Below are 12684 nucleotides of genomic sequence, written 5' to 3'. Positions count from 1 at the left end.
GCCCTTTAATCACCCGTGACACTTTACCAGGCTCTCCGGGTAAAGTGTCATTGCTGGTTCTCCGGGTGTGCCGATCGTCGTGGGAATGCCGGGCGAGAAATGGATGCGTGCGTATGAAAGAAGACTGGTGGCCGGACCTGCTGGCCCACATCCCGATTGAGGACCCGTGGGCCGAACCCGACGTGCTGGTTGCGGAGATTCGCAGCTACGATGACCCCTGGATCCCGGGGACCCGCATCCTTTGGTCTGCGTTGATTCCTACCGCCGAGTTCGATGCCCTCAACGGCCAGCTTATCGCCTTCAACTATGAGGTTGAATCGACCGGGCGGCCCGGCCCCGGCCGCAATGTCGCGGGGTCGGTCAATCCGCGGTTCTGGATCGGCGCCTATACTGACGGACGGCGCATCGAATGCGAGCCGCTGATTCTGGGTTGGGAGAATCACAATCACTCGGCGATGGTACTCGACCCCAAATTTGCGATGACTTACGGCCTCATGCCGCGGGCATTGAATGACGGTTCAATCCATTGGGACAATCCCGCGGAACCCGAGTTCGATGTGGCCCGTGTCAGCGCACCGTCGATCTATGCCGACCTCCAGCAATCCGGCGCCCGAGCGACTGTCTCGCGTGATTATCTCCAGGACTATTTGAGCCTGCGCGGGATGGAGCTGGTCCAGGTCTACTGGGAAAGTCGCCATGGTCCCGTTGATGCCGCCGCCGACGCACTGCTCGGCGATCGCCAGCAAGCGAACGAGAAGCTGCGGACGCGTGAGGTGGACGTTCGCCGTCGGCGCGAGGGCGGCTTCTTCGCGCAGGTCTGGGGCGCGCGGCACATGGCCCGGCCGGGCCCGCTGCCGATTACCAACAATCCCCTCGAGGAGGCCGGGCTTTCCTGGCCGGGCATAGAGGTGCCGGTCACGATGACGGTCGCTCAGCGCTTCCGTCCATGGGACCATGTCTATGTCCGCGACACGGTACTCGGCATCTATGAAGGACGGCCCGGCTTTCACATCGGGGCAGAGGATGGACATGTCGGTTACGGCAACCAGTGGAGCGTTGGCCCGACGAGAAGGCTTGGTCGCGACGTTATCCAGCTTGAGGTGCGCAAGCTCTACGAGGGCACGCCGGCGCGAGTGGTTCAACACTTCCACGACCACGCGGTCATGCCGACCCCCGAATTGCTATCCGCGCAAAGCCACCAGGCGCGGAATGTCGGTGTTCGCGCAAAGGAGCTTGTCTACAGCGTCGCCGACATCGGGGTCATGCTCTGCGGGCTTGCCGCGATGTTCGGTCTCGATGCGGTCGGGACCGAGGACTACGTGGGGCTGGACCGCGCCTGGCTGACGCACAACGGGTGGTGGAACGGCTCGCACGTCGAGCCGATCCTGCACCATATCCCGGTTGATCTTTCGCGGGCCGATTTCCTGACCCGGTGCCTCGATCTCGACAAGCTGCTGATCGAGCCGCTCGCGGAACGGCGCCTTCGCCCACTCGTTCTGGCTTTCGGGACACCCGCGGATAAGATCACCGACTTTCGCGGACTGAAGCTGCTGGATCGGCTGATTTGCCTTTGCAATGTCGCGATCGATGCCGCGCTGGTTCCGTGGCAGGCCGGCGATGAGATCCTTCGGCGCTACGCCGAGGATGGGAGCGAACCGTCTCGACCGCTCGTGAAACTCTTCGCCCTCTCGGACCTTCGGCAGGCGGCTGGGCACAGGAAGGATCCGGATATCGTGATGCCGTCTGCGCTTGAGCGCTTCGGCCTGGACATGAACGCGGCACGCGGAGGCTGGGGGCTCGTGCTTGACGAAGTCTACGACCAGCTTTCCGCGCAGCTCGCACAGATCCACGCGACGCTCGTCGGCGTGATGAGAATCCCCGCCCGGTAGCCGATATCAAGCCGGCGGCGCTCCTCCCAACGCTGCCGGCAGTACCCAATCTTCAGCGACATAGGCCCCGTAACGCCGGAGAATGCCGCGGGCGGTGCGAGACGTGTCCCACACCAGCCCGTCGGTGCTCAGCACGCCGTTGAAATAGGTGCTTAGCGCGGCAAGCTGCATGTCGATGACGTCGTTGACGCGCAGATGGTGGGCGCGCCCCGTCTGGCGCCCGGTCTGCACCCAGAGGATGTAGTAGACCATCATGCACAGCGAGTAGCGGAAGGCGAACATGCCGCGGGCCTGGGTCAGCTTGATGCTCTTGCGCCGGGGGAGCGGCTGATTGTCGACGAAGAAACGAGCGGTTGTTTCCTTCAGAAGGCGGAACAGGATTTCGCGAGTCTCGTCGCTCACATTTGCGCCGGTCCGCAGCTCCTTGATTTGGGGCTGCTTGAACTCTTTGGTGATGTCGACGAGCGCTTCTTCGAGACCCTCCATCTGCTTGCCCAGCTCGGCGATGACGTTGACGGCTTCCTGCTCGAGTTCGGCCATTCGAGCCTTCAGGGCGTCCGAGGGCGGCAACTCCCTCAGCCCCTTCATGATGTGGTCGAGCTCAACCCCGCCTTCATAATCGAACAGGAGATCGACCTCTGAGGGCGACGCAATATCGAATTCCAGCAGCTCGTGGGTCCGCTTCAATAGGAAGACCTGGTTGGGAAAGGCCGACGCGATCAGCAGCGACTCGCGTGAGGTCGAGAGCGCGTTGCGTTTGCGCATCTCGATGAGCGTCAGGTCCGAAAGCACGATGTGATGGTCGCGCGCCGCGGCGAGATAGGCGCGGAGATCGGGATTCCTGAGTGCGTTTGAGTCAGCGAGGAGCATGGACATTCCTCCAAGCTAGCGCGCGAGATCATCTTTTGAACGCGAAATACGCTGGCCCAGGTTGGGGGCCCCTGAAGCAGGAGCTGAAGAACGATCGATAGGAGCTCCTTGACTCTTATCCGCACGCCATGAAACAAAAAGGGAACAGAATCACTGTCGCCGAGTCTCTTGAATGCCATGCGTCAATCCGCCGTCCTCGAAGATTTGCGAGCGCGCATCGCGCGTATCGAGGGCGTAGGCGTCCGCCACGACGCGCTTCCGTTCGGCATCGACGAACTGGATCAGCGCCTGCCGGGCGGCGGCATTGCAGCAGGTGCGCTCCACGAAATGGCGGGCAGCCCCGATCTGGCCGACGATGCGAGCGCGACCGTTTTCCTCGCAGGAATCCTGGCGCGGATGAAGGGACCGGTCTTCTGGTGCCTGCGCTGGCGCGACCTGTTCGAACCTGCGCTTCACCTTGCGGGTCTCCATGCTGACCGCGTGATCTATGTTGAAGCCGGCAACGACACCAATGTCCTGCTCGCGATGGAGGAATGCCTGCGGCATGCCGGCATTGCGGGCGTCGTGGGCGAGGTCGGGAAATATTCTACCACCGCGTCCAAACGCCTGCAGTTGGCAGCGGAGAGCTCGGGCGTAGCGGCGTTCGTTTTCCGCCGTGCGGCGAAAGCCGAGCAGGTTGCCGAGGGAACCGCTGCGGTGACGCGCTGGCGGGTGACGGCTGCGCCGAGCGAGGATCTTGGGATACCGAGCCTTGGGCGACCGCGGTGGCGGGTCGATTTGGAACGTGTGCGCGGCGGCAACCCGCACGCCTGGATTGTGGAGGCGTGCGATGCGACGGGTCGTATCGCTCTTCCTGCCGCACTGGTCGACCGACCGGCTGCGGCGGAAGATCGCAAAATTGTCGCCTGACCGCCGTGACGGACTGATCCTCGATCGTCCGCTCGCGACAGCGATACCCGATCATGGGCGCCGTATCATCGCGGCGCTCGATGCGGACGCGCGCGCTCTCGGCATTCGGGCGGGGATGACCGTGACAAAGGCCCGCTCGTTGGCGCCCGAGCTGCAGGTCGTGGATGCGGAGCCTGACAATGATCTCCAAGGGCTCCGCGATCTCGCGCTCTGGGCCGGTCGGCGCTATTCGCCATTCGTGTCACCCGACGCGCCCGACGGCATCTGGCTCGACGTCACCGGCTGCGCGGGACTATTCGGCACCGAAAAGGCGCTGCTGAAGGATCTTCACCGGCGTATCGCGGGCTCTGGCCTCAGCCTGCAGATCGCGGTGGCGGATACCGCCGGCTGCGCCCACGCGGTCGCTCGGCATGTGCCCGCCGGTCGCCCGGTGACGATCGAGCCCGGCGCCCAGCGTTCGGCGATATCGATCCTTCCCATATCGGCATTGCGGCTGCCAATGAGCGACGTCGAGGGCCTGCGTCGGCTAGGGTTCGAACGGATCGAACAGCTTATCGGCACACCCCGCGCGCCGCTCGCCAAGCGGTTCGGACGCGAGCTGCATCGCCGCCTGGACCAGGCCCTGGGTCTGCTCCACGAGCCGATCGAGCCAATCTTCCCCGAGCATCTTCCCCAAGCTCGCCGCGGCTTCATGGAGCCGATCGCGACGGCAGAGGCCTTCGCCCAGGTCATCAGCGATCTCGTCGAGGATGTCGTGGGCCAACTTGCCTGCATCGGCAAAGGTGCCCGGCGGCTGGACTGTTATTTCCATCGCGTCGACGGCAACACCCAGGCGATCCGCGTTGGGACCGCGGTCGCCTCGCGCGATGCGTCACATCTCGCCAAACTCCTGAGCTCGAAGATAGAAACGATCGAGCCGGGGCTCGGCATCGAGGCTATGACGCTGGTTACGCCGCTGGCTGATGTGCTGGCGCCGCGACAGGGCGAAGGGCTTGAGAATCGGGGCCGCGGCCCGGACCTTGGTGCCCTGGTGGACGCCCTCGCAAATCGCTTCGGCGCGCGAAGCCTTCACCGGGCCCGACCCCAGCCGAGCGTGATGCCCGAACGATCGGTCGTGATCTCGCGCGCGCTGACGAAGGAGAGTGGGGCAGGTTGGGACGATGATCTGCCCCGCCCCGCGCGGATGCTGGACCGGCCTGAGCCGATCGACGTCATCGCATTGCTGCCCGACGACGCCCCCCGGCTCTTCGTCTGGCGCCGCAAGCGCTACCGGGTGACGCAGGGCGACGGTCCCGAGCGGCTTCATGGCGAGTGGTGGCGCGAGAGCGGAGACGAAGCTGACAAGGCCCTTATCGTTCGCGATTATTATCAGGTCGAGACCGAGACCGGCGGCCGCTACTGGCTCTTCCGCCTCGGAGATGGCGTCAATCCCGCGACCGGGACAATGCGCTGGTTCATCCATGGTGCCTTTGCATGAGCGCCGCCGAGGCCGGCTATGTTGAACTGCAGGTGACGACGCATTTCAGCTTCCTGCGAGGCGCATCGTCGCCGGAGGAGCTATTCGCGGCGGCTGCCCTTCTCGGCATACCCGCGCTGGGCGTCGCCGACCGGGGGACCGTCGCCGGCATTGTTCGAGCCTGGGATGCGGAACGCACGACTGGCGTCAGGGCGATCATGGGGTGCCGCGTCGATCTGAACGATGGAACAGCTCTCCTCCTCTATCCGACCGACCGAGCTGCTTACGGCGGAATGTGCCGGCTGCTGAGCGCCGGCAAAGAGCGCGCGGGCAAAGGCGCCTGTCATCTCGATTGGCCAGATGTCGAACAATGGAACGAAGGGAATATCGCGATCCTCAACCCTGATCGCGCCGACGTCGCCACCGAGGTTGCGCTCGCTCGGACGAAGCGGATTTTCGGCGACCGGGCCTATCTTGCACTCTCGGTCCGACGACGGCCGAAAGACGCCATCCGCCTGCGCGATCTTGCAGCCCTCGCTGCGGCCGCACGGGTGCCGACCGTCGCAACGAACGACGTGCTTTATCACGCGCCCGATCGTCGGATGTTGCAAGACGTGGTCACCTGTGTTCGCGAGAAGTGCACGATCGACGAATTGGGTAATCGACGCGAGCGATTCGCCGATCGGTATCTCAAGACCGGCGAGGAGATGGAGCGGCTCTTTCGGCGCTATCTCAAGGATTCTTCGCCTGTCGCGCGCACGCTCGAGGTCGCCGCACGCTGCACCTTTAGTTTGGAAGAGCTTCGCTACCAGTATCCCGACGAGATCAACGTCCCGGGTCGGACGCCGCAGGAGGAGCTAGAGCGCCTCACCTGGCAGAAGGCTCCGGAGCGTTATCCCGAGGGCGTGGACGACAAGGTCCGTGCGCAATTGGAGCACGAGCTGAAGCTCATCGCCGAGCTGGAATACGCGCCCTATTTCCTCACGGTTCATTCCATCGTGGCCGAGGCCCGTCGGCGCGAGATCCTCTGCCAAGGTCGCGGTTCCGCCGCGAACAGCGCCGTCTGTTATGTCCTCGGCATCACCTCGATCGATCCGGTGCGATCCGAGTTGCTCTTCGAGCGGTTCGTCTCGGCCGAGCGGCGCGAGCCTCCGGATATCGACGTCGATTTCGAGCATGAGCGGCGGGAGGAAGTGATCCAATGGATTTACGAGACTTATGGTCGCACCCACTCCGCGCTGACTGCGGTTGTCACCCGATATCGCGCTCGCGGTGCGGTCCGCGACGTAGGCAAGGCGCTAGGCCTGAGCGAGGACGTTACGGCCGGGCTATCCAGTTCGGTCTGGGCCTGGAGCCGGGAGGGCGTCGAGGAGAAGCATGCCGAGGAGCTCAATCTCGATCTCGGCGATCGACGCCTGGCTCTGACCCTGGAGCTGGCGCGTCAGCTCATCAACACCCCGCGCCATCTTTCGCAGCATCCGGGCGGGTTTGTCCTCACGCGCGACCGGCTCGACGAACTGGTGCCGATCGAGCCGGCCGCGATGGAAGACCGGCAGGTGATCGAATGGGACAAGGACGATATTGATCTGCTCGGCTTCATGAAGGTCGACGTGCTGGCGCTGGGCATGCTCTCGTGCATGCGCCGCGCCTTCGAGTTCATGGAGAACGACAAGGGCGTGAAGCTCGACCTTGCCACGATCCCGGCCGAGGATCCGGCGACCTACGCGATGATCCGCAAGGCCGATACGCTGGGGGTCTTCCAGATCGAAAGCCGTGCGCAGATGGCGTCCATTCCTTTGATGGCACCGCGGACCTTCTACGACCTCGTCATCCAGGTCGCGATCGTGAGGCCCGGCCCGATTCAGGGCGACATGGTCCATCCCTATCGCCGCCGGCGCAACGGGCAGGAAGAGGTCACCTATCCGACCGAGGAGCTGCGCCGTGTGCTTGAGAAGACATTGGGCGTGCCGCTGTTTCAGGAGCAGGCGATGCGCGTCGCCATTGAATGCGCGGGCTTCACGCCGAGCGAGGCAGACCTTCTGCGGCGGGCGATGGCCACCTTCAAATTGACCGGCGGCGTCTCACATTTCCGGGACAAGCTCATCGATGGCATGGTCAGCCGCGGCTACGATCAGGAGTTCGCGGAGCGAACTTTCAAACAGATTGAGGGGTTCGGCTCTTACGGTTTTCCAGAGAGCCACGCGGCGAGTTTCGCGCTGATCGCCTATGCGAGCAGTTGGGTGAAATGCCATCATCCGGACGCGTTCTGCGCCGCGTTGCTGAACGCCCAGCCCATGGGCTTCTATGCGCCTGCGCAGATCGTGCGCGACGCGCGCCAGCACGGCGTCGAGGTGCGGCCGATCGACGTCAATCATAGTCGTTGGGATTGCACGCTGGAGCCGACGGGCGGCCAATATCTCGCTGTCCGGCTCGGACTTCGCATGGTGAAGGACCTTGCCAATACGGACGCGGCGGCCATCGTCAAAGTGCGAGGCGACGAACCCTATACGAGCGTGGAGGAGATCCAGCGCCGGGCCGGAGTAGGACGCGGCGCGCTCGACCGCATTGGCGAGGCCGACGGGTTCGGATCGCTCGGGAACAGCCGGCGGGAGGGCCTGTGGAGCGTGAAGGGGCTCGGTAACTGTGCGTTACCGCTGTTCGCCGCCGCCGACGAGCGCGAAGGCAGGTTGCGCGAGGAAGCGATCGAGCCGGAAGTGATCCTGGCCCCAATGGGTGTCGGCGCCGAGGTCGTGGAGGACTATCGAGCCTCCGGCCTATCGCTGCGCGCCCATCCGCTTGCGTTTTTGAGAGACGAGCTGCGCAGTCGGATGATGATCACCTGTGAAGAACTGCAGAGCGTGAAGGATGGTCGCTGGATCAATCTCGCTGGTATTGTGCTGGTCCGACAGAAGCCCGGCTCCGCGAAAGGCGTCATGTTCATCACGCTCGAGGATGAGACGAACGTCGCCAATCTGGTCGTCTGGACCAATGTGTTCGAGAAGCACCGCCGCGTCGTGCTGGGCGCGTCGATGATGGGCGTGCGTGGGCAGGTTCAGCGCGAGGGCGAGGTGATCCATGTAATCGCGCAGCGGCTTGATGACCTCTCTCCGCTGCTCGCGAGCGTCGGAAACCGCGCCGATGTCGCCGATATCTATCGGGTGAGCCGCGCCGACGTGGTGAAGAGCCCGATGCGTCCGGACCCTCGTGATCCGGAATCACCTCTGGGACGCCAGCCCCGCGACATTTTCATCCCCGACCTGCGTCTCGGGTCCGGCATCGTGCCGGGCAGGCCGACAGAAGGCATCAAGATCAAACCACGCGATTTCCGCTGACTAAGAGACGCGTCGCTCGATACGGTTGCCGCCAGCCGACTTCACGATCGAAAAGCCGTTGGGCACGGCTTGCTGGACCATCGGAACGTGAGAAATGAGACCGACTGCCCGGCGGTTGCCTACAATCGCCTGCAGCACGTTCAGCACCAGGTCGAGCGTGCCGCCATCATTGTCGGTATCCAGGCTTCCAAAGCCTTCGTCGATGAAGATGGTATCGAGGCGGATCTGGCCGTGGCTCATCTCGACGATATCGGCCAGACCGAGCGCAAGAGAGAGTGCCGCGATGAAGGTTTCGCCGCCCGATAAGGTGCTAATCTCTCTTGCACGCCCGGTCTCGATATCATGGACACGGACATCGAGGCCGCGTTTGCTCCTTCCACCCACGGACTCAATATCGCGTTCGAACCGGTAACGTCCTGCCGTCATCGGACCGAGCCGGAGGTTGGCTGCATCCAGCACATGATCGAACATTGTTCCGATCGCGAAGGTCTCTAGCGGGGTTTTCAGGGCGTTATCGCCGGCGAAAGCATCAGCCAGCGCGCGGAGAGGTCCGGTTTCGCGCTCGAGCCTCTCCAAATTGTCGAGTTGCTCCAGCAGCGATGTGCGCAGATCGACCAACAGCTTGAGAGCGGCCTCTATCTCCGCGGCCGTGCGGCGCGCAGCCAGGGCATCCGCTCGAGCCGTCTCAGCGTCTTGGGCAGTTACAGTCAGGTCCGGCCGGGTGAGGTTTTCGACCGCCGTTTCAGCTTCATCGATCCGGGCATCGGCAAGGTTCACGTCGTCGCGAAACTTCTGAACTTTGGCGGTTAGTACCCCGATCTCGGGAATCAGTTTGACGCCGTCCCGGTACGCATCGAGCGAGAGACCAACTTCCTCCAAACGCTTCGCGAGCGCGTCCCTGGCACCTGTCACGGCCGACCGAGCAGAGCCGACGGCGCGAGCCGCAGCGGTGAGCTGTTCAGCCGCAGTCGCCTTGGCAACGGCGGTGGTCTGGCGCTGCTTGTCCGCAGCGGCGACCGTCTCGCGAAGGGATTTGATCTTCTGATCGACGCTTGATGCCTCGGCATCGAGGACGCTCACGTCCCGCAGCGATTCCGGAACTCCTGAGATGGCGTCCTGGTACGATCGCGCCGCAACGGCTTCAGCGGTTTTCTTATCCTGCAAATGGCATCGGGCAGCGTTCGAGGCAATGATCGCCTCTTCGGCCTCTCGCTTCGCCTCGACGAGATCGCCTTCCATCGAGCCGAGGTCGACCGGCTCTCCGAGGGCCGACAATTCATCGGCGACCTCCCGCCCCTCCTTCTCGATGAAATCCACGTCCGCCCTTGGCGCTGATTGCTCGGCCAGCAGCTTCGTCCGATCGGTCACCAGCGCTTCTGCCGGCGTGATCGCACCCTCGGCGATCGTCGCGTCACGGACGACGCCGTCGTGCTTCCTTCGCGCCTCGTTGAAGTTCCTCTCAAGGCGCTTCGGATCACCCTCCCCGTGTGCTGGTTGAGGGTGGTCGGCGCTTCCACAAACTGGACAGGGTTCGCCGTGCACCAAATGCGTGCTTGCCAGCATTTGGGCCTGTGCTCCGATGAAGGCGCGTTCGGCGAGAGCCAGTTGCTCTTGTGATTGCTCCACAAGACCGGCGGTTTGGTCCCGCCTCGCCTTCGCTCTACCCAGGTCTTCAATGGCTGCGTCAAGGCGCTGTTTGGCTTGGGTGAAGGCCTTCGCCGCCCGGAATTCCTCGCGCAATGCACCCAGCTTCGCGTCGAGTTGTGCTCGCTCGAGAGCATTTCCACGGGCGACTGCAACGCGCTCGGAAATATCACTATAGAGCGTCTCGAGGCGAACTCGCGACGCGTCTGCGGTTTCGAAGGCATCTTGGGCGGCCTTATGAGCAGCCGACGCAAGGTCGGACTTCGCCTTTAGATCGGCCGCGCCTGTCAGCGCCTCACGATGGCGCTCCAGCTCGTTCGATCGCTTTATCAGTCCATCGACTTCAGTTGCCGCTGCTTCCGCGGCAACGAAAGCCAGTTCGCTTTCGTCATGGTCGGATTTTGCCTTAAACTCGTTATCGCGGGCTTTGGCTTCTGCAGCGGTCACGTCATCAAAATATCGTTCCGCTTCGACTACCCGAGCATCCAGATCTGTCGCCTTCAGCGCATTCTGGGCGGTGGTAACCGCCCTGTCGGCTATGTCGACGTCGTCGCGCTGCGTTTCGAGTGCTGCGCGCGAAGAGCGAGCATTCTCAACGGCCGAAAAGCGCGCTTCGAGCGATTCCGCCTCGCTGTGGGCTTTATCGGCGGCGGCCGAGATCGTCTCGGCGCTTGTGGCAACCAGGTCACTCTCGTTTGCCCGATTCCGAGCCTCTTCGATACCACTCGCCAGTTCGTCGGTACTGGCGAAGCCACTCTCGGTCAGCCGCTGGGCGACGAGGCGATGGCCGTCTTCGAACTCGCGCTTGGCGGAGATCGCGCCTTCCTTCATTCGTCTGGTAATGTCGCGATAGAGGGATACGTCGAAGAGTTCGCGGAGAATGGCGACGCGCTCATCGCTGCTGGCGAGAAGGAATTTCTCAAAGCGTCCTTGGGGCAAAAGGACGATCTGCCGGAATTGCTCGACCCCATAGCCGAGCAACTCGCGAATTTGGCGACCGACCTCGCCCACTTTCTTCTCAGCGAGGACGACGCCGCAGTTATCGGTGGTCACTTCGTCGATCGGGACATCAGTCGCATCGAACAGCCAAGCGGCGTGGCTATCGACGGTCTCGCCATCTCCGCGCCTCTTCGGGCGCGCTTGGTCGGGCTGACGACGCACAAAATATCGTCGGTCACCAAGCGCGAACAGGAAGGAGACCTCGGTCATACGGTCGGGGTCAGCATGTTGAGACCGCATCGTGATGATCGACTGTTCCTTCTTCGCGCCTTCGCCGAAGAGAGCGAAGGTCATGGCGCTGAAGATAGACGACTTTCCCGATCCGGTAGGTCCATAGATGCCGAACAGGCCAGCGTCGACGGCATCTCGAAAGTCTATCTCCTCCATACCGGCATAAGGGCCGAATGCGGACATGATGAGCTTGATGGGTCTCATGCCGCTTCTCCCCCAGCAGCGAATTCGGCGACCGCCTCGTCGACGAGGGCTTTCTCCGCGTCGGTGATGGGAGTTTCGCGAACGAACCGAACGAAGTTGGCGATCACCTCGCGAGGTTGGTCGAGCGCCGCGCGCCCCTCGGCGTATCGCCTCTCCTGGGACCGATCATCACGTTCGTAGCTGAGCTGCACAGCGTTTGGATAAAGCGCCCGAAGGCGCTTCATCGGGTCGATCTGAGGATGTTCGTCGGTGAGCACCACTCGGATCAAGTCAGCCGAGCCTTCCGGGGCTGCAAGGAGCTCGGCGAGCTTGCCTCTGATGGCACGAACACTGCGGATCGGTACAAGGGGAAGCTCCGCAAGCGAAACCGAGCCGTCAGCGGCGAGGTCGACGAGCGTCATAGATTTCGCATGTCCCTCCTCGTCAAATCCGAAAGCGAGTGGCGCGCCCGAGTATCGGATGTGACTCACCCCGACCGCTTGGGGGCGGTGAAGATGGCCCAAGGCGACGTAATGAGCGCCCTCGAAGAGCGATGCTGGCACTGTTTCGATTCCGCCGACCGACCGTGTCAACGGACGCTCACCCTCACTGGTGCTGGCACCTTCGACAAATGCGTGTGCCGCGACGACCCACCGAACGCCTTCCGGCAGGTGACGCCGGGCGCTTGCGATCTGCTCGGCGAGAACGTCCGCCGGGCAACTAATGCCTTCATTCTCGTAACACGCGCGTGCCGAGAACTCATATCCGAACGGCAGCGCAGAGATGGCCACAACGCCATGTTCGTCGGTGATCAGGAGCGGCCGTTCGTCCCGATCGAGCGGGCCTCTAACCAACGCATGGGCGGTGTTAGCAAGGATGCCCATCGCACCGATTTGCGCGGCCGCGTCGTGATTGCCTGCGATCAGGACGATTGCCAGTTTGCCGTCTGCAGTAACATTGCGAATGAAATCGGAGAATCGACGGAGCGCAGCTTGCGATGGCGTGAGCCGATCGAAAATATCTCCAGCGATAATCAAGGCGTCCGGCTGATGCTCGGCGATGGCCTTCTCCACCTGCGCGATGATCGCATCATGATCCTCCTCCAGGCTCACCCCATGGAACTGACGTCCGAGATGCCAATCACTCGTGTGCAAGATGCGCATGCCCTGGG

The 12684-nt window shown here is 63.1% G+C and carries 7 protein-coding genes; 4 read left to right on the top strand and 3 right to left on the bottom strand.

Going from position 1 to position 12684, the window contains the following annotated elements:
* Positions 1-113: 113 nt before the first annotated feature.
* A complete protein-coding gene (locus LHA26_RS19555) occupies positions 114-1889 on the top strand; it encodes a hypothetical protein (RefSeq protein ID WP_252168912.1) in 1776 nt (591 codons plus the stop codon).
* Between the two features lie 6 nt (positions 1890-1895).
* On the opposite strand, the gene LHA26_RS19550 is transcribed toward LHA26_RS19555, so the two are convergent.
* The gene (locus LHA26_RS19550) at positions 1896-2759 is read right to left on the bottom strand and encodes a hypothetical protein (RefSeq protein ID WP_252168911.1); all 864 of its coding nucleotides are present in this window, start codon (positions 2757-2759) and stop codon (positions 1896-1898) included.
* A gap of 177 nt (positions 2760-2936) precedes the next feature.
* Between LHA26_RS19550 and LHA26_RS19545 the strand changes: the two genes are divergently transcribed.
* From LHA26_RS19545 to LHA26_RS19535, 3 genes are read left to right on the top strand one after another with little or no spacing between them, the layout of a single operon-like run.
* A complete protein-coding gene (locus LHA26_RS19545) occupies positions 2937-3668 on the top strand; it encodes an ImuA family protein (RefSeq protein ID WP_252168910.1) in 732 nt (243 codons plus the stop codon).
* Positions 3589-5145 (top strand): DUF6504 family protein, encoded by a 1557-nt coding sequence (locus tag LHA26_RS19540; RefSeq protein ID WP_252168909.1) that lies wholly within the window; start codon positions 3589-3591, stop codon positions 5143-5145. The genes LHA26_RS19545 and LHA26_RS19540 overlap by 80 nt, the downstream gene beginning before the upstream one ends.
* Positions 5142-8456: an error-prone DNA polymerase gene (locus LHA26_RS19535; protein WP_252168908.1), complete on the top strand. Its 3315-nt coding sequence runs from the start codon at positions 5142-5144 to the stop codon at positions 8454-8456. Before LHA26_RS19540 ends, LHA26_RS19535 begins: the two co-directional genes overlap by 4 nt.
* Here LHA26_RS19535 and LHA26_RS19530 read toward each other — a convergent pair whose 3' ends face one another.
* Together LHA26_RS19530 and LHA26_RS19525 are read right to left on the bottom strand one after the other, a co-directional pair.
* Positions 8457-11534: an AAA family ATPase gene (locus tag LHA26_RS19530; protein ID WP_252168907.1), complete on the bottom strand. Its 3078-nt coding sequence runs from the start codon at positions 11532-11534 to the stop codon at positions 8457-8459.
* A complete protein-coding gene (locus LHA26_RS19525) occupies positions 11531-12676 on the bottom strand; it encodes an exonuclease SbcCD subunit D (RefSeq protein ID WP_252168906.1) in 1146 nt (381 codons plus the stop codon). The genes LHA26_RS19530 and LHA26_RS19525 overlap by 4 nt, the downstream gene beginning before the upstream one ends.
* Positions 12677-12684: the final 8 nt, after the last annotated feature.

Source organism: Sphingomonas morindae (assembly GCF_023822065.1).
In the GTDB taxonomy this organism is placed as follows: domain Bacteria; phylum Pseudomonadota; class Alphaproteobacteria; order Sphingomonadales; family Sphingomonadaceae; genus Solisphingomonas; species Solisphingomonas morindae.
The sequence above is the reverse complement of the archived record's forward strand: the minus strand, read 5'-3'. Positions and strand labels throughout refer to the sequence as shown.

Excerpts from the sequence above, each read along its gene's own strand:
- LHA26_RS19530 (WP_252168907.1), bottom strand. The coding sequence starts at position 11,534 with ATGAGACCCATCAAGCTCATCATGTCCGCATTCGGCCCTTATGCCGGT.
- LHA26_RS19540 (WP_252168909.1), top strand. The coding sequence starts at position 3,589 with ATGCGACGGGTCGTATCGCTCTTCCTGCCGCACTGGTCGACCGACCGG.
- LHA26_RS19535 (WP_252168908.1), top strand. The coding sequence starts at position 5,142 with ATGAGCGCCGCCGAGGCCGGCTATGTTGAACTGCAGGTGACGACGCAT.
- LHA26_RS19550 (WP_252168911.1), bottom strand. The coding sequence starts at position 2,759 with ATGCTCCTCGCTGACTCAAACGCACTCAGGAATCCCGATCTCCGCGCC.
- LHA26_RS19545 (WP_252168910.1), top strand. The coding sequence starts at position 2,937 with ATGCGTCAATCCGCCGTCCTCGAAGATTTGCGAGCGCGCATCGCGCGT.
- LHA26_RS19555 (WP_252168912.1), top strand. The coding sequence starts at position 114 with ATGAAAGAAGACTGGTGGCCGGACCTGCTGGCCCACATCCCGATTGAG.
- LHA26_RS19525 (WP_252168906.1), bottom strand. The coding sequence starts at position 12,676 with ATGCGCATCTTGCACACGAGTGATTGGCATCTCGGACGTCAGTTCCAT.